This window comes from Burkholderiaceae bacterium (genome assembly GCA_024235995.1).
Taxonomy (GTDB): Bacteria; Pseudomonadota; Gammaproteobacteria; order Burkholderiales; family Burkholderiaceae_C; genus Ottowia.
This window is the reverse complement of sequence record JACKLI010000001.1, coordinates 866,284-882,782: the sequence shown is the minus strand read 5'-3', so window position 1 is coordinate 882,782 and position 16,499 is coordinate 866,284. Positions and strand designations below refer to the sequence as shown.

The following is a 16,499-nucleotide window of genomic DNA, read 5'->3' as shown; positions in this document are numbered from 1 at the left end:
CCATGCGGCGCCGTCAGCTATCAAATCAGGAATTTTCAGGTTCAGGCGGTTTCGGCCAGCGCATCGCCCAGCGCGCTCGCCAGGCGGTCGATCTCGGCCGGCGTGCTGATGAAGGGCGGCGCCAGCTGGATGGTGTCGCCGCCGTAGCGCACGTAGAAGCCTTTCTTCCAGCAGGCCATGGCGATCTCGTACGGACGCCTGGCGGGCTCGCCGGGCAGCGGGGCAATGGTCAGGCCCGCGGCCAGGCCGTAGCTGCGGATGTCCAGCACGTGTTTGGTCCCCTTCAGGCCGTGCACGGCGGCCTCGAAGTGCGGCGCCAGCGCCTTGGCGCGGCCCACGCCGTCCTCGCGCTCCAGCAGGTCCAGCGCGGCGATGCCGGCGGCGCAGGCCACCGGGTGCGCGCTGTAGGTGTAGCCGTGGGCGAACTCCAGCATGTACTCGGGCCCGCCCGCGGCCATGAAGGTATCGTAGATCTCCTTGCTGGCCACCACGCCGCCCAGCGGCTGCGCGCCGTTGGTGACCTGCTTGGCGAAGGTCATGATGTCGGGCACCACGCCGAAGGCCTCGCTGCCGGTCATGGCGCCGCAGCGGCCGAAGCCGGTGATGACCTCGTCGAAGATCAGCAGGATGCCGTGCTGGGTGCAGATCTCGCGCAGGCGCTGCAGGTAGCCCACGGGCGGAATCACCACGCCGGCCGAGCCGCTGAAGGGCTCGACGATGACGGCGGCGATGTTGCTGGCGTCGTGCAGGGCGATCAGATCGAGCAGGCGGTCGGCAAGCTGCACACCCCCTTCGACGGGCTGACCCTTGATGAAGCTGCCCATGGGCGGCTGCGTGTGCGGCAGGTGGTCCGCCTCGATGCCCTGGCCGTAGACCTTGCGGTTGCCCACCATGCCGCCCACCGAGATGCCGCCGAAGTTGACGCCGTGGTAGCCCTTCTCGCGCCCCACCAGGCGCGTGCGCCCGCCCTGGCCCTTCAGGCGCCAGTAGGCGCGCGCCATCTTCAGCGCGGTGTCGGCGGCCTCCGAGCCGCTGCCGGTGAAGAACACGTAGTCCAGCCCGGCGGGCGTGAGCTGCTTGATCCGGTTGGCCAGCTCGAAGGACAGCGGGTGGCCGAACTGGAAGCCCGGCGAATAGTCCAGCCGCGCGGCCTGCTGGCCCACGCTTTCTGCGATCTCGCGCCGGCCATGGCCCAGGCCGCTGCACCACAGGCCCGACAGGCCGTCGAAGATCTTGCGGCCCTCGCCGTCGGTGTAGTAGGCCCCCTGGCCCGCCACCACCATGCGCGGGTCGCGCTTGAACTGGCGGTTGGCGGTGAAGGGCATCCAGTGCGCGTCCAGCCAGGCGGCGTCGGTCCGCACGGGGCTGCTGGCAAGGGCGGGGCTGGCGATGGCGCTCATGGCGTTCTCCTCGGATCGGGGCGACAAAAAAAGGGGGCTGAAGCCGCCATTGTCGGCCGGTGATTTAATCGGTCAAATCAGCAAATATTCAAGCTTGTTTGCAAAATGACGCAAGTAAAAGCCCACCAGCCCCGTGCCCGCGCCCTGCTGGGGCAGCTCAGCGACATGGACCTGCGCCTGCTGCAGGTGTTCAAGGCGGTGGTCGAGTGCGGCGGCATGGCGGCGGCCGAGCTGGAGCTGAACATCGGCATCAGCGCCGTCAGCCGCCACGTGAAGGACCTGGAAACGCGCCTGGGCCTGGTGCTGTGCCGGCGCGGGCGCGCCGGCTTCGCGCTGACGGCCGAGGGCCAGCGCGTGTACGACGAGACACTGCGCCTGCTGGCCGCGGTGGATGGCTTTCGCGCCAGCGTTCACGACATCCACGCGCGCATGGGCGGCAAGCTGGCCATCGCGCTGTTCGACAAGACCGCCAGCAACCCCGCCGCGCGCATCCACCAGGCCATCGCCGCGTTTCGCGACCAGGCGCCCGACGTGGCACTGGAGCTGCACGTGGGCACCATCCAGGCGATCGAGCGCGGCGTGCTGGACGGCAGCTTCGCGGTGGGGGTGATCCCGGCCCACCGCAGCTCGGGCAGCCTGCGCTACGAGCGGCTGTTCGGCGAGACCATGCGCCTGTACGCCGGCGCCGGGCATCCACTATTTAATCAGGAGCATGCCGCGCTGAACTGGAAAGCGCTGCAGGCCCGTTCGGACTTCGCCGGCCTGGGCTACCACTCGCCCAACCTGGAGCTGGCGCACGCCCGCCACCTGCAGCGCGGCGCCACCGCGTTCGACCAGGAGGCGATCGCCACGCTGATCCTGTCGGGGCGCTTCGTCGGCTTCCTGCCCGAGCACTACGCCGACGCCTTCGTGCAGCGCGGCCAGCTGCGCGCGGTGGCGCCCGCCACCCTGCACTACGCCTGCGACTTCGTCAGCGTGCTGCGCCGCTCGCCCCAGCCGGCACGCGCGGCGCTGGCCTTTCATCGGGCGCTGCGGGCGGCGCATGCGCCGGCGCATCCGCCACCGTCAGGCCAAAGCTGAACACCGTGCCGCGCGGCCGCTGCGGCTCGTGCACCAGGGTGCCGCCGTGCTGCTCGATGGCGGTGCGGCACAGCGACAGGCCCAGGCCCATGCCCTCGGCCTTGGTGGTGAAAAAGGGCGTGAACAGCTGGCTGGCCACCTCGTCGCCGATGCCGCTGCCGGTGTCCGACACGGCAAAGCGCAGCGCGGCGCGCGCGCCGCGCGGCTGCGGCTCGGGCTGCACCGCCAGGCGCAGCAGGCGCGGCGGCGGGGTGTCGGCCATGGCCTGCATGGCGTTGCGCGCCAGGTTCAGCAGCACCTGCTCGATCATGGTCGGCTCGCACCACACAGCCGGCAGCGTGGGCGCGCAATCGATCTGCACGCGCACGTCCAGCTTGCGCGCCTGCAGCTGCACCAGCGGCAGCACGGTGTCCAGCAGGGCCTCGGGCGCCACCGCCTGGCGCTGGCTGGCGCGCCGGCGCACCAGCTCATGCACGCTGTGGATGACCTTGCCGGCCCGCCCGGCCTGCTCGGCGATGCGCGCCAGTGCCACGCGCACGTCGGCCATGGTCTCGGTCGGCGCGGGCGCGCCGGCCAGCAGGTTGAGCGAGCCGTTGGCGTAGCTGGAGATGGCGGCCAGCGGCTGGTTCAGCTCGTGGCTCATCAGCGAGGCCATCTCGCCCACGGTGGCCAGGCGCGCGCTGGCGGCCAGGCGCTCCTGGCTGGCGCGCGACATCTCCTCGGCGCGGCGCTGCGCCGTCAGGTCCAGCACGGCCCCCATCCAGCCGCTGTGCTTGCCCGTCGGGCCGATCAGGGGGGCCTCGATGATGAGCACCGGAAAGCGCGTGCCGTCCTTGCGCATGAACACCGACTCCACGCCCTCGCGCGACGGCGCCGCGCCGGTCAGCCGCACGGCCTGGCGCTCGGTGTACTCCTGCACGTGTTCGGGCGGCCAGTAGGGCGCGGGCAGGGCGTGGCCGATCAGCGCCTCGGGCGCAAAGCCGGTCATGGCGCAAAAGGCCGGGTTGACGTAGGTGATGCGTCCCTGCAGGTCGCGCGCGCGCAGGCCGGTGACCAGCGAGTCCTCCATCGCCTTGCGGAAGGCCAGCGCCTCGCCCAGCTCGGCTTCGGCCTGCTGGCGCCGCCTGAAGTCGCGCGCCAGCAGGATCAGCACCGTGACCAGCGCGATCGACAGGCCGGTGACCAGCGCCGTCATCACGTTGGGCAGGGTGTCGGGCGCCTGGCGGCCGCCCTCCATGCGCAGCACCAGGGTGTCGCCCGGCAGGTCCAGCAGCAGCTGCGACACGAACAGGCGCGCGCCGCGCCGCGGCCCGCCCTGCACCGCCAGCCGGGTGCCGTCCAGCTCGGTGAAGGCCACGCTCTGGCGCTGGGTGTAGGTGGGCGCCAGCATGCTGCTGAGCATGCCGCTGAGCGAATACGTCACCACCAGGTAGCCGCTGCGCCGCGCGCCAGTGCCGATCGGCAGGCACATCTGCATCACTTCCTCGCCCACGCCGCCCGAGCGCTGCACGAAATGGCTTTCGGTGTAGGCCGCGCCGTCGAGCCGGGCGGCATTGGCGCAGACCTCGCGGATGCGCTGCGCCTGCTGCCCGCGCGGCCCCTCGTCGGGCGGCTCGAAGGGCGGGTAGTAAGGGCTGTCGGCGCTGGCCAGCACGCGCAGGTGGGCGTCGCGCCACTCCACGCGCAGCCAGTCACGGTAGCGGTCCAGCAGCGCCAGCGCGGCGGGCGGCCAGCCCTCGGGCGTGAGCTGCAGCATCGCCAGGCCGTGCAGGTCCTGCTGGCGCCGCGCCAGGCCCTGGCGCAGGGTCTGCACGGCGGCGGCGTTGTCGCGGTCGAGCGCGCGCTGCAGCTCGTCGATCTCGTGGTTGCGCGCCAGCCAGACCAGCACGCCCAGCATCAGCGCCACTACCAGCACCAGCGCCACCCACAGCCGCCAGCGCCGCCACAGCGCCAGCAGGCGCCGCCACCGCGCGCGCGCGCGCCGCGCCAGGCGTGCGGGGTTCACAGCCGCCGGTGCTCCAGTGCCGGCAGTTGCTGGCGCCGGGCGCACAGCGCGGCGGCGTCCAGCTCGGCCAGCACCACGCCCGCGCCCTCGGGCCGCTGGGCCAGCACCTGGCCCCAGGCATCGACCACCATGGAGTGGCCCCAGGTGCGCCGGCCGTTCTCGTGCACGCCGCCCTGGGCGGCGGCGACCACGGCGCTCAGGTTTTCGACCGCGCGCGCGCGCAGCAGCAGCTCCCAGTGCGCCCGGCCGGTGACGTGGGTGAAGGCGCTGGGCACCAGCAGCAGGTCGGCGCCCTGCGCCGCATAGGTGCGGTACAGCTCGGGAAAGCGCAGGTCGTAGCACACCGACAGGCCGACGCGCCAGGCGTGGCCGTCGCGCGAAGGCAGCTCGAACACGACCGGCCGGCTGCCGGCGGCCAGCACCGCGGCCTCATCGTACTGGCGCTCGCCGTCGTTGAAGCGAAACAGGTGGATCTTGTCGTAGTGCGCCACGCGCTCGCCCGTCGGCGCGAACACCAATGAAGCATTACGAACCCGGCGCTCATCGCGCGGCTCGCACGACAGCGGCAGCGTGCCGCCCACGATCCACAGCCCCAGCTCGCGCGCGGTGGCGGACAGCCAGGCCTGGATGGACCCGCTGCCCAGCGGCTCCTGCAGCGCCAGCTTGTCGGTGTCGCGCCGGCCCATGACGCAAAAATACTCGGGCAGCACCGCCAGCTCGGCGCCCGCGGCGGCGGCCTCGGCCAGCAGGGCGCGGGCCGCGCGCAGGTTGGGCTCCACCTGCGTGCCGGAAACCATCTGGATGGCGGCGACGTGCATCATTTCTCCTTCGGTGCGCTGGCCGCGGCGGCAGCGGAAGCGGCGGCCGCCGCGGCATCGGCCGACGGCTTGACCGGCACCACCTCCGGATTGTCCCAGCTGCCGGTGATCTCGAACTCGCGCGTGGCGGCCTGCGCCAGCGGCTGCTTGAGCACCAGCTGCGCGACGAAGGCGCCCAGCCCGATGGCGGGGTTGATCAGCGCCGTCGCCAGCGCGGCGGTGCCGGCGTCGATCTCGGGCACCACCAGCACGCGCAGCTTCTGCGTCTCCGCATCCAGGTTCACCTGGCCGTCCATCAGCACGGCGGCGTTCACGCCCTTCATCTGCAGGTTGCTGGTGCGCGCCACGCCGTGCGTGACCTTGGCGTCGCCGCGCACAAAGTCGAACGCGAAGCCGCTGCTGAACACGTCGCGGAAGTCCAGCGTGAGGCGGCGCGGCAGCGCCTGCAGGCTGAGCACGCCCAGCAGCTTGGCCAGGCCCGGCTCGGCCTTGAGGAACTGGCCGGCGCCGATGTCCAGGTGCAGCTGCCCGTCCATGCTGGCGTAGTGCGGCGAGTAGGGCGAGCCCACCCAGCCCAGCTCGCCGGCGACCTGGCCCTGGCCGCCGCGCAGCACGCCGGCCATGCCGAAGCGCGCCAGCAGGGCGCCGGCGTTGCGCACCTCCAGCTTGAAGTCCAGCGCGGTGCGCCGCTGGTCCTCGGCGCTGCGCACCGAGCGCGTGCCCGGCGGCAGCGCCGGCGCGCCCGGCTGCGCGGCCCAGCGGCCGCTGGCACTCAGGCTGGCTTCGGGCACCGTCAGCGCCAGCCGCGTCAGCTGCCATTCGTGCAGCGCCTCGGCGCCGGGCGCGGCGCGGGCCTTGTCCACGTCGAGGTTGACGGCCTGCACCTCCAGCCGGCCCAGCTTGCGGCCGTGCAGCTCGAAGTCGTCGACCACGATATCCAGCGCCGGAATGCGGCTGGGCGGCTGCTCCAGCGCGTTGGCGTCGGCCGCGTCGCTGGCGGCCAGGTTCAGGCGCGACAGGCGCGCGCGCACGGCGCCGGGCTGGCCGCGCGCGCCCTCGGTGTACTCCAGGCGCCCGGCCAGCTCGCGCGCCTGCACCTGGGTTTGCCAATGCGTGCCGCTGCGCGTGGCGCTGGCGTGCAGATCGTGCAGCTTGCGCTCGTCCACGCGCAGCACGCCGACGTCGAAGCTCCAGTGCTCGGGCAGGCCCTCGCCGTTCCAGGCCGGCGACGCCTGGCCAGGGGCGGGCGCGGCGGCCAAGCGCTCGACGGCGCGCTGCCAGGCGTCGGCGTCGATCTCGGGCCAGCGCACGCTGGCGTGCACGCCGGCCGTGGGCAGCGCCAGGGGCTGGGCCGCGGCCTGCCCCAGCGCCACCGCGCCGCGCAAGGGCACGTCGGCGCCGTACTGCAGCTGCAGCGCCAGGCGCTCGGCCAGCTGCACCCGCAGGAGCTCGGCCGCGCCGCCGGCGGCGCCGGCTGCCGGCCCCAGCTCCACGCGCAGCGGCCAGGCGGCATCCGGCGGCTTGTCCAGCGGCGCGGGCCAGTCCAGCGCCAGGCCGCGCAGCGCGCTGTGCACGTCCAGCTGCATGGCCTCGCCCTGAAAGCCGAGCTCCAGCTGATAGTCGGCGCTGCCGCTGGCCTGGCGCGCCAGCGCGGCCACGGCGCTCCAGGCCGGCCCCCCGTCGCCCGCCTGGCGCAGGCCCTCGGCGCTGGCCTGGCCGCTGGCCTTGATCAGCACCCGGGACGCCTCCGCCACCGTGCCGCCGCTGACCTGCACCGGCCCGCCCAGCGCGCGGGCCTGGGCGCCTTCGATGGCAAAGCCCGCTTCGGAAAAGCTCACCGCGCCGCTGGCCTGCTCCAGCGGCGGCGCCGCGGCGGCCAGGCGCAGCGTGTTGCCGGCCAGCCGCACGCGCCCCTGCACCTTGGCCTGCTCGATCGTTTGCACCGGCAGGTCCAGCTTGAGCTCGAGCGTGGCGTCCCCGCTGGCGCTGGCGCCATCCAGCGCGTGATGCGTGAAGTCGGCCACCGGCGAGCCGCGTACGATGGCCAGCGCCGCCGCCAGCGGCCCGCTGCCCGTGGCCTGCACCTGCACCCGGGGCTGCTTGAAGTCGGGCACGCTGGCCTCGATGCCGGCCCAGCGCCAGTCGGCGTGGCCCTGCACGTGGGCGGCGCCCGCGTGCACCTGCATGCCGGCGCGCTCGAACACCAGCTCGCCGCCCAGGCCCTCCAGCGCCGGCCAGGGCGCCTGGCCCTTGGGCTGCAGCCGGGCAGGCACGTAGCCCAGCAGCACGCCGCTCACCGGCGCGGCGATGCGGAACGTGCCCACCTCGCCCGGCAGGTTGTAGGGCAGCTCGTGCAGCCTGCCCTGCACGCGCACCGTCACGTCGCGGCCTTCACCCTTGCGCACGGCGTCGCGCACGTAGTGGCGCGCGGGGGCCGGAATGCCGAGCGGCAGGTAGCGGTACACGCGCGCGCCGTTGGCCCGGCTGAAGCGCCCCTGCAGGTCGAGCACGCCCGGCCAGCGCGCGCCGCTGCCGTCGGCGTTCTCGCCGCTGTGCCAGCGCGCCGAAAAGCGCCCGGCGGCATCAGGGTTGGCCAGGGTCAGTTCATCGACCTGCACGTCGATGCGATCGCCCTGCAGGCGCCACTGGGCCTGCATCTTCAGCTCGTCCAGCGGGATGCGCGGCTCCTCGAACACGCCCGGAAAGCTGAGCGCGCCGCCGGCCATGCTCACGCTGGCGTGCCCGCCGGCGGGCCCGGCGTCCAGCTGCAGCGCCGCGCCCTCCACGCCGGGGATGCCGGGGCGGGCATGGCCCCTGGCGTCCGGCGGGCGCGCCAGCGCCTCCACCCGCAGGCCCGTGGCCTGGGCCTGCAGCCGCCAGTCGCTGGGCGATGGCAGCGGGCCGTCCCAGCGCGCGTCCACCCGCTCGATCCGTCCGGCCACCGGCTGCTGCCGCAGGCGCTCGCCCCACTCGGGCGGCAGCGGCAGGCTGGCGGCCAGCCGCGCCAGGGTGGCCAGGTCGAGCCGGTCGGCCTGCAGCGTGCCGCCGGCCGCGCGATGGCCGAAGCTCAGGTTGCCGCCCGGCCAGGCCGTGCCGTCGGGCAGCGTGAAGCGCAGCGCCTGCGTCGACGCCTGAAAGCCGTCCGCCTGGCGGCGCCAGGCCAGGCGCGTGCTCAGCTCGGCCAGGGCCAGCGGCGCCAGTTGCGGCGCCAGGGTGATGGACGCGCCCTGCAGGGCCACGTCGGCGCGCGCGTCCACCGGCGAGCCCCGGCGCACGTCCAGCCACAGGCGCAGTGCGGCGGCGCCGCGCAGCCCGCCCACGCCCTGCGCCTGCAGCCAGGGCGCCAGCGGCGCCGCGGCGGCCGCCTGCACGCCCGGCAGGCTGGCGTACAAGCGGCCGTCCCAGCTTTGCCAGCGCCCGGCGTGGCGCTCCAGCAAGGCCTGGCGAAACTGGCCGATCAGCGTGAAGCGCTCGCCCCAGCCGGGCGGCGGCGTGGCGTCCACGCGCCACTGGTGGCGGCGCAGGCCGTTGCGCAGCACCGCGTCGATGCGCTCGAAGGCCACCGGCGGCGCGCCCTGCTGGGCGTCGGCCCAGGTCAGGCGCGCGTTGCGCAGCACCAGCTCCTCCTGCGCGAACAGCCAGTCGGCGGCGCGCATGTCGCCTGCCGATGGGGCGCTCAGGTCCAGCCCGCCCAGCCACCACCGGCCCTGCGCGTCGCGCGCCAGCGCCACGTCGGCGTCGTCGATCACCAGCTGCTCGACGCCGCCGCGCAACAGCGAGGCAACCGAGAACACCACCAGCGCGCGCGGCACCTGCAGGCCGCCCTGGCCGCCCGCGCCGGGCACGCGCAGATCGTGCACCGCCACCTGGGGCACCAGGCCGTTGGCCTCGACCGTGAGTTCGCCCAGGGTAACGGGCGTGCCCAGCGCCTGCGTGGCCAGCGCCTGCAGGCGCGGACGAAACGCGTCGATTCGCGGCACAATGAACCAATGCAGTGCCGACCAGGCCAGCACGCTGAGCAGCAGCAGCGCGCCCACGATGCGTACGGCCCAACGCACGGCAACGGCAAGAACGCGGATCGGAAAGGGACTCAAGAGCGTGCGCGTGAAGCAGTCGATGAAAGCCGACCGGCGGCAGGGGAAAAGAAATTATGACCCGCGATGAGGCGCCAGGTTCGGTGCCGACACCCGATTCGCCCAATCCGGCGGGGGCAACGCATTCACGCCTGGTGCAGCGCCTGCGCCGCCGCTACGCCGACGAGCTGCCGCTGCTGCCGCCCGGCACGCCCGACGCCGCCGGCATGGACGCCACCTTGCAGCGCCTGCGCGCGCGCGGCCACGCCACCGGCGCCGCGCTGCGCATCCTGCGCCAGCTGGTGATGGAGCGGCTGGTGGTGCTGGACTGCGAGCAGGGCGCGCCGCTGCAGGCCGTGACCGCGGCGATGACCACGCTGGCCGAGCGAGCGCTGGACGTGGCCTGCACCGAGGCCTTCGAGCAGCTCGACGCCCGCCACGGCGCGCCCCTGACGGCGGCCGGCGAGCGCGCGCAGCTGTGGGTGGTGGGCATGGGCAAGCTGGGCGCGCGCGAGCTCAACGTCTCCAGCGACGTCGACCTGATCTACATCTACGACGCCGACGGCGAAACCGCGGGCCGCGAGGGCGGCGCCGGCCGCATCTCGGTGCAGGAATACTTCACCCGCGCGGTGCGCCTGGTCAGCACGCTGATCGGCGACGTGACCGAGCACGGCTTCGTGTTCCGCGTCGACCTGGCGCTGCGGCCCAACGGCAACTCGGGCGCGCCGGCCAGCTCGCTGGCCACGCTGGCCGAATACATGCGCGTGCAGGGGCGCGAGTGGGAGCGCTTTGCCTGGCTCAAGAGCCGCGTGGTGGCGCCGCGCGCGGTGCTGGCCGGCGGGCCGGTGCAGGCGCTGCGCTCGGTGGTGCAGCCCTTCGTGTTTCGCCAGTACCTGGACTACAGCGTGTTCGACGCGCTGCGCGAGCTGCACCGCCAGATCCGCGACCACGCCAACAAGCGCAGCGCCGGACGCCCGGCGCGCGCCAGCGACGTCAAGCTCTCGCGCGGCGGCATCCGCGAGATCGAGTTCATCGTGCAGCTGCTGCAGGTGGTGCGCGGCGGCCAGTACCCCGAGCTGCGCACGCGGCCCACGCTGGGCGCGCTCGAACGCATCGCCCGCGCCGGCCTGATGCCCGCCGAGGCCACCGAGGCGCTGGCGCGCGCCTACGTGTTCCTGCGCCGGGTCGAGCACCGCATCCAGTACCTGGACGACCAGCAGACGCACCTGCTGCCCACCCACGACGAGGACCTGTCGTGGCTGGCGCGCACCATGGGTTACCCCGACCTGTGCGCCTTCCTGGGCGAGTTCGACGGCCACCGCGAGGCGGTGGCCGAGCAGTTCGACCAGCTGCTGGGCGGGCCCGAGCCCTGCAAGGCCTGCGGCAAGCTCAGGCCCGGTCCCGCCGGCCAGCCCGCGCCCGACGAAGGCGCCGACCTGAGCGCGCTGGCCGGGCTGGCCGAACACGCCGCCGTACGCGCCGAGCTGCAGCGCTGGTGCACCTCGCCGCCGGTGCAGGGCCTGGGCGAGGAGGCCCGCCAGCGCCTGCTGCGCCTGATGACGCGCACGCTGCAGTGGCTGAACGCCGGCCGCGTGAGCGACACCGCCGTGCTGCGCTTTCTGGAATGGCTGGAGGCGCTGCGCCGCCGCCAGAGCTACCTGGCCCTGCTGCTGGAGCGCCCCGCCGCGCACGAGCGCCTGCTGCGCGTGCTGGGCACCGCGCGCTGGCCGGCGCGCTACCTGATGCGGCATCCGGGCGTGATCGACGAGCTGGCCAACCCCGACCTGCTGGCCGGCCGCTTCGACGCCGCCACGCTGGAGCGCGAGCTGCACGAGCGCCGCAGCGCCCTGGCGCGCGGCGGCGAGGACGACGAGGAAAACCTGCTGGCCCTGCTGCGCCGCGCCCACCACGCCGAGGTGTTCCGCACCCTGGTGCGCGACGTCGAGCGCAGCATCACGGTCGAGCAGGTGGCCGACGACCTGTCGGCGCTGGCCGACGCCATCCTGCGCGTCAGCCTGCGCTGGTGCTGGCCGCTGGTGCGCCACCACCACCGCGCCACGCCGCAGCTGGGCGTCATCGGCTACGGCAAGCTGGGCGGCAAGGAGCTGGGCTACGGCAGCGACCTGGACCTGGTCTTCGTCTACGACGACGACCACGAGCAGGCCGCCGAGATCTACGCCGCGCTGGTGCGCAAGCTGATCACCTGGCTGACGCTCAAGACCGGCGACGGCGACCTCTACGAGATCGACACCGCCCTGCGCCCCAACGGCGGCTCGGGCCTGCTGGTGACCTCCTTCGGCGCCTACGCCGACTACCAGCAGCAGCGCGGCAGCAACACCGCGTGGACCTGGGAACATCAAGCGATGACCAGAGCAAGGATGGTGCCCCCACGCTCCCCTGCTGCGCATGGTCCGCTGCCCCCCGAGGGGGCCCTCGCCGCCTTGGGGCGGCCCGGCGGCGGCGAGATGGTGCCGCCGCAGGCGCCTGATGAAATCTCCACCGAGCCGTCACCGATGGAGCAGCGCTTCAACGCCGTGCGCCACGCCGTCATCACCGCGCCGCGCGACCGCGCCGCGCTGCGCGCCGAGATCGTGGCCATGCGCGAGCGCATGCGCGGCGCGCATCCGGTGCCCGCGGGGCGGTTCGACGTCAAGCACAGCCCCGGCGGCATGATCGACGCCGAGTTCGCCACCCAGTACCTGGTGCTGGCGCACGCCGGCGAACACCCCGAGCTGGAGCCCAACCTGGGCAACATCGCCCTGCTGGCGCGCGCCGAGGCCGCGGGCCTGCTGCCCGCCAACGTGGGCCAGGCCGCCGCCGACGCCTACCGCAGCCTGCGCCACGCCCAGCACCTGGCACGGCTGGACGAGCAGCCCACCCAGGTGGCGCCCGAAACCCTGGCCAGCGAGCGCGCGGCCATCGGCGCGCTGTGGCAGGCGGTGTTCGGCGCGCCTGCAACGGCCACCCGCTGAATACTCTTTTTTTGATAGCTTGACGGGCATGATCCATGCCCGCTAAAGCCATTTTTCTTTAAATGTTGCGCTGCCGGGCCCACCGGGCGCCCATGGCCTCCAGCGGCGGCCGGGCTCAGTCGCGCATCAACGCCTCGATCTCGTCGGGCGCCACCGGCACGCCGCGCGTGATCAGCTCGCAGCCGGCCTCGGTCACCACGGCGTCGTCCTCGATGCGGATGCCGAGGTTCCAGAACGCCTCGGGCACGCCCTCGGCCGGGCGCACGTACAGGCCGGGCTCCAGCGTCAGCACCATGCCGGCGCGCAGGATGCGGCTGGGGCGGTCCTTGATGACTTCACCCGACAGCGGGTCGGTGCGCTCGCTCACCTGGCCCAGCTCGCCGGGTTCCACGTAGCTGCCGCAGTCGTGCACGTCCAGGCCCAGCCAGTGGCTGGTGCGGTGCATGTAGAACGGAAAGTAGGCGCGCTTTTCAATCACGTCCTGCGCGCCGCCCACCTTGTCCGCATCCAGCAGGCGCACATCCAGCAGGCCCTGGGCCAGCACCTTCACCGCCGCCTCGTGCGGGTCGTTGAAGCGCGCGCCCGGCCGCGTGGCGGCGGCCGCCGCGTCCTGGCTGGCCAGCACCAGCTCGTACAGCGCGCGCTGCGGGCCGCTGAAGCGCCCATTGGCCGGAAAGGTGCGCGTGATGTCGCTGGCGTAGCCGTGCAGCTCGCAGGCGGCGTCGATCAGCACCAGCTCGCCGTCCCTGATGGGCGCATTGCCGGCGCGGTAATGCAGCACGCAGGCGTTGGCGCCAGCAGCCACGATGCTGGTGTAGGCCGCAAACTCCGAGCCGTGCTGGCGAAACTCGTGCAGCAGCTCGGCCTCCAGGTGGTATTCGCGCACGTCCTCGCCGGCGCGCAGCATGCGCGCCGAGCGCTGCATGGCGCGCACGTGCCCGCCCGCGCTGATGGCGCCGGCGCGGCGCATCAGCGCCAGCTCGTGCGCGTCCTTCACCAGGCGCATCTCGTCCAGCAGCGCGCAGGCGTCGCGCTGCGCCTCGGGCGTCAGCGCGCCATAGCGGGCGCGCGCGCGCACTTTTTGCAGCCAGCCATCGATGCGCGACTCCAGCCCCGCGTGCGTGGCAAACGGGTACCACACGGTGCGGGTGTTTTCCAGCAGCCTGGGCAGCAGCACGTCCAGTTCAGCCACCGAATGCGCGGCGTCCACACCCAGCGCGGCGGGCGCGGCCTCGGGGCCCAGGCGATAGCCGTCCCAGATCTCGCGCTCGGCGTCCTTGGGCTGGCAAAACAGGGTGCTGCGCCCGTCAGAGGCCAGCACCAGCCAGGCCTCGGGCTCGTCGAACCCGGTCAGGTAATGAAAGTAGCTGTCGGGCCGGTACGGAAAGTCGCTGTCGCGGTTGCGCCGCTGCACCGGCGCGGTGGGGATGATGGCCACGCCGCCGGCGCCCAGTTGGGCGGCCAGGCGGGCGCGGCGGGCGGCGTGGGGGGATGCTGCTGGCGCGGTCATGCCTTGATCATGACACGCGCCCAGCCAGCATGCAGGCCGGCTTACTTCAGCTTGCCCGCCGACAGGTCCATGATCGCGCGTGCCGTCAGATACAAGCGCGGCACGATGCTGTCCAGCTGTACGTACTCGGCGTTGTTGGAGTGCGCGCCGTAGCCCGACAGGCCAAAACCCTCGACCACCGCGCCGCGGGCCTTGAGGGCGGCAAAGGCCGCGTCGGTGCCGCCGCCCGTGGCCTTGCCCAGCACCTTGAGCGGCAGACCCAGCTCGTCCCGATAGACGGCGCTGCAATACTCGGCCAGGCGGCGCGAGAAGTCGTTGGCCTCCAGCGGCGGACGGCGCACCTCGAACTTCAAGTCCACCTTGGCCGCCGGCAGCAGCTTGGTCTGCACGCGCGCCTGCAGCTCTTTTTCCAGCCCATCGAAGTCCGACACCTTGAGCGCGCGCGCATCGCCCTGCGCCGTGGCCTCGGCCGGGATGACGTTGCGGTTGGTGCCGGCCTTGGCCAGCGTCCAGTTCAGCTTCAGGCCCTGCTCGGGCCTGGACAAGTCCTTGAGTTGCAGCAGCTGGTGCGCCAGCTCCGTCAGCGCGTTGACCCCATCCTCGGGCTTGACGCCGGCGTGCGAGGCCTTGCCCTGCACCTTCAAATAGGCGGCGCCGATGCCGCTGGTGGCCAGGCGCAGCGAGCCGTCGGTGCCACCGCCCTCGAAGGAAAACACCGCGTCCTGGTCGGCCGCCAGCCGCGTGATGGTGCTGCGCCAGGCGGGCGAGCTGATTTCCTCGTCGCCATTCATCAGCACGGTGAGTTGCCCGTAGTCCTTGAAGCCCAGTTTATTGAGCAAGGTCACCGTGTGCAGGATCAGCGCCAGGCCCTGCTTGTCGTCGGCAATGCCCAGGCCATAGGCCTTGTTGCCGTCGATGCGAAACGGCTGGTCCTTGAGCATGCCCTTGAGGTACACCGTGTCCATATGGCCGATCAGCATGATCTTCGCCTGGCCCTGGCCCTTGAACACCGCCTGCACGGCGGGGCCCAGCTTGTCGGGCGTGTCGTCCAGCCGGTACACGTCATGGGACTGCAGCACCTGCACCTCCCCGCCCAGCGCCTTGAGCTGCGTGGCCACACGCTCGGCGATCTGGTTCAGGCCGTCGATGTCCTTGCTGCCCGATTCGATCTGCACCAGATCGCGCAGGGTGTCGAGCAGGGGCTGCTGCTCCTGTTGCGCCAGCTCATGCACGGCGGCCACGGGCGCGGCCTGGGTCGGGGCGCTGGCCAGGGTCAGCAGCAGGGCCGCAATCAACGGTCGCAAGGCGGGTTGCATGGTTTGTTTCCTGAATCCGTGATGAAAACGCTCATTATGCGAACATCGACCCACGCGAATCTTCAAGACGCCGGAGTTCAAGCGCCACCGGACGCCAAACGGCATCTGCCCGATCAGGTTCTGGGCAAGCGATCGACTGCCGTTTCCAGGTTCAAGGTCTCGGACGGCAGGCAGCCGAATTGCGCGCGGTATTGCGCACTGAAGCGCCCCATGTGCACGAAGCCGTGCGCCAGCGCCACGTCGGTGACGCTGGCCCTGGCCGCGCCGCCCGCGCGCGCGGCCGTGCGCAGCGCCAGGTGCGCGGCCTGCAGGCGCTGGTGGCGGGCATAGGCCAGCGGGGAGGCTTCGCCGTGGCGCTTGAACACCCCCTCCAGCGTGCGCGGGCTGACGCAGGCGTGGCGCGCAATGTCGGCCAGCAGCAGGGGGCGGTCCAGGTGGGCGTGGATGTAGTCCTTGGCGCGGCGCAGGCTGCGCGCCTCGATGGGCCCGCTGGCGGGCGGCGCGCCGGGCTCCAGCAGCAGGCAGGAGAACGCGGTCAGCAAGAAGCCCTCGATGGCGGCCACGGCGCTGGGGTGGGCCTGCCATTGCGCGCCAAAGCAGTCGATGTTGCGCGTCAAGTCCAGCATGGCCTGGCACCAGGCGGCCACCTCGGGCTCCTTGCGGCAGCGCGACAAAGCCATGCGCGGGGGCAGTTCGTCCTCGCCCACGTAGCCGTGCACCAGCCGGCTGGGCGCCTGCAGCAGCAGCATGGTGCAGTCCCGGCTCCAGCGCATGCGGCTGGCCACGCGCGGGCGCAGTACGCTGAGCACGGCGTCGTCCACGTCCACCTCGTCATCGCCGCAGCGGACCTGGGCCCGCCCGCTCAGGGGCAGTTGCACCAGATAGAAGTCGCCGCGTTCGCCGGGGTCGATCACCACCTCGGCGCCGTAGTGCAGCACGTTGATGGCCGACTGCCCCAGCGTCACCCGGTTGTGGCGCACGTCCAGGCCGTGCGCATCGCCGCGCAGCTCCAGCCGGTGCGGCGAGAACACGTCGCCCACGCGCTGGCACGCCTCTTCGGCCGAACGCGAGCGGATCAGCGGAAACGAATCCAGCAGACGGGCGCAAGAGGTCGCGGACGCAAGCAGGGTGGGCATCGGGAAATCGGGTATTTGCTTTAAGCTTGAAGTATCAACGACCGCTGCCGTCTGACGCTGGGGGTTTTCCCTTGGTTTTGGCGGCTTGCAACGCAAAATGGACAAGGGTATTCGCGAATCGGCTTGCAGCAGGTGGGCGCAAGGCGGCAGCATTGCGCCACGAGCCCCGGCTTTTCATCGAACCTTCCA

Annotated in this window: 8 protein-coding genes; 2 read left to right on the top strand and 6 right to left on the bottom strand. The window is 72.7% G+C overall.

Translation table 11 applies throughout. The features are described 5' to 3' along the window. Nucleotides 1-41 precede the first annotated feature (41 nt). The gene (locus H6927_04360; GenBank protein MCP5217324.1) at nucleotides 42-1,400 is read right to left on the bottom strand and encodes an aspartate aminotransferase family protein; all 1,359 of its coding nucleotides are present in this window, start codon (nucleotides 1,398-1,400) and stop codon (nucleotides 42-44) included. Between the two features lie 105 nt (nucleotides 1,401-1,505). On the opposite strand from H6927_04360, the gene H6927_04355 reads away from it, so the two are divergent. Then, the gene (locus H6927_04355) at nucleotides 1,506-2,480 is read left to right on the top strand and encodes a LysR family transcriptional regulator (GenBank protein MCP5217323.1); all 975 of its coding nucleotides are present in this window, start codon (nucleotides 1,506-1,508) and stop codon (nucleotides 2,478-2,480) included. On the opposite strand, the gene H6927_04350 is transcribed toward H6927_04355, so the two are convergent. After that, nucleotides 2,371-4,602, bottom strand: coding sequence for a PAS domain S-box protein (locus H6927_04350; protein ID MCP5217322.1), 2,232 nt, complete (start codon nucleotides 4,600-4,602; stop codon nucleotides 2,371-2,373). The two genes, H6927_04355 and H6927_04350, sit on opposite strands and share 110 nt — an antisense overlap. Before the next feature lie 700 nt (nucleotides 4,603-5,302). Beyond that, nucleotides 5,303-9,361, bottom strand: a complete 4,059-nt coding sequence (locus H6927_04345) for a TIGR02099 family protein (protein ID MCP5217321.1) — start codon at nucleotides 9,359-9,361, stop codon at nucleotides 5,303-5,305. 92 nt (nucleotides 9,362-9,453) lie between these two features. On the opposite strand from H6927_04345, the gene glnE reads away from it, so the two are divergent. Next, complete coding sequence (gene glnE / locus H6927_04340; protein ID MCP5217320.1) at nucleotides 9,454-12,348, top strand: bifunctional [glutamate--ammonia ligase]-adenylyl-L-tyrosine phosphorylase/[glutamate--ammonia-ligase] adenylyltransferase; 2,895 nt, start codon at nucleotides 9,454-9,456, stop codon at nucleotides 12,346-12,348. A gap of 115 nt (nucleotides 12,349-12,463) precedes the next feature. Here glnE and H6927_04335 read toward each other — a convergent pair whose 3' ends face one another. From H6927_04335 to H6927_04325, 3 genes are all read right to left on the bottom strand, one after another. Beyond that, nucleotides 12,464-13,858, bottom strand: coding sequence for an aminopeptidase P N-terminal domain-containing protein (locus H6927_04335; GenBank protein ID MCP5217319.1), 1,395 nt, complete (start codon nucleotides 13,856-13,858; stop codon nucleotides 12,464-12,466). Nucleotides 13,859-13,899: 41 nt separating this feature from the next. Next, complete coding sequence (locus tag H6927_04330; protein MCP5217318.1) at nucleotides 13,900-15,174, bottom strand: M20/M25/M40 family metallo-hydrolase; 1,275 nt, start codon at nucleotides 15,172-15,174, stop codon at nucleotides 13,900-13,902. Nucleotides 15,175-15,287: 113 nt separating this feature from the next. Next, nucleotides 15,288-16,310 carry an AraC family transcriptional regulator gene (locus H6927_04325; GenBank protein MCP5217317.1) on the bottom strand — a complete coding sequence of 341 codons (1,023 nt, stop codon included), beginning with the start codon at nucleotides 16,308-16,310 and terminating at the stop codon, nucleotides 15,288-15,290. Nucleotides 16,311-16,499 lie beyond the last annotated feature (189 nt).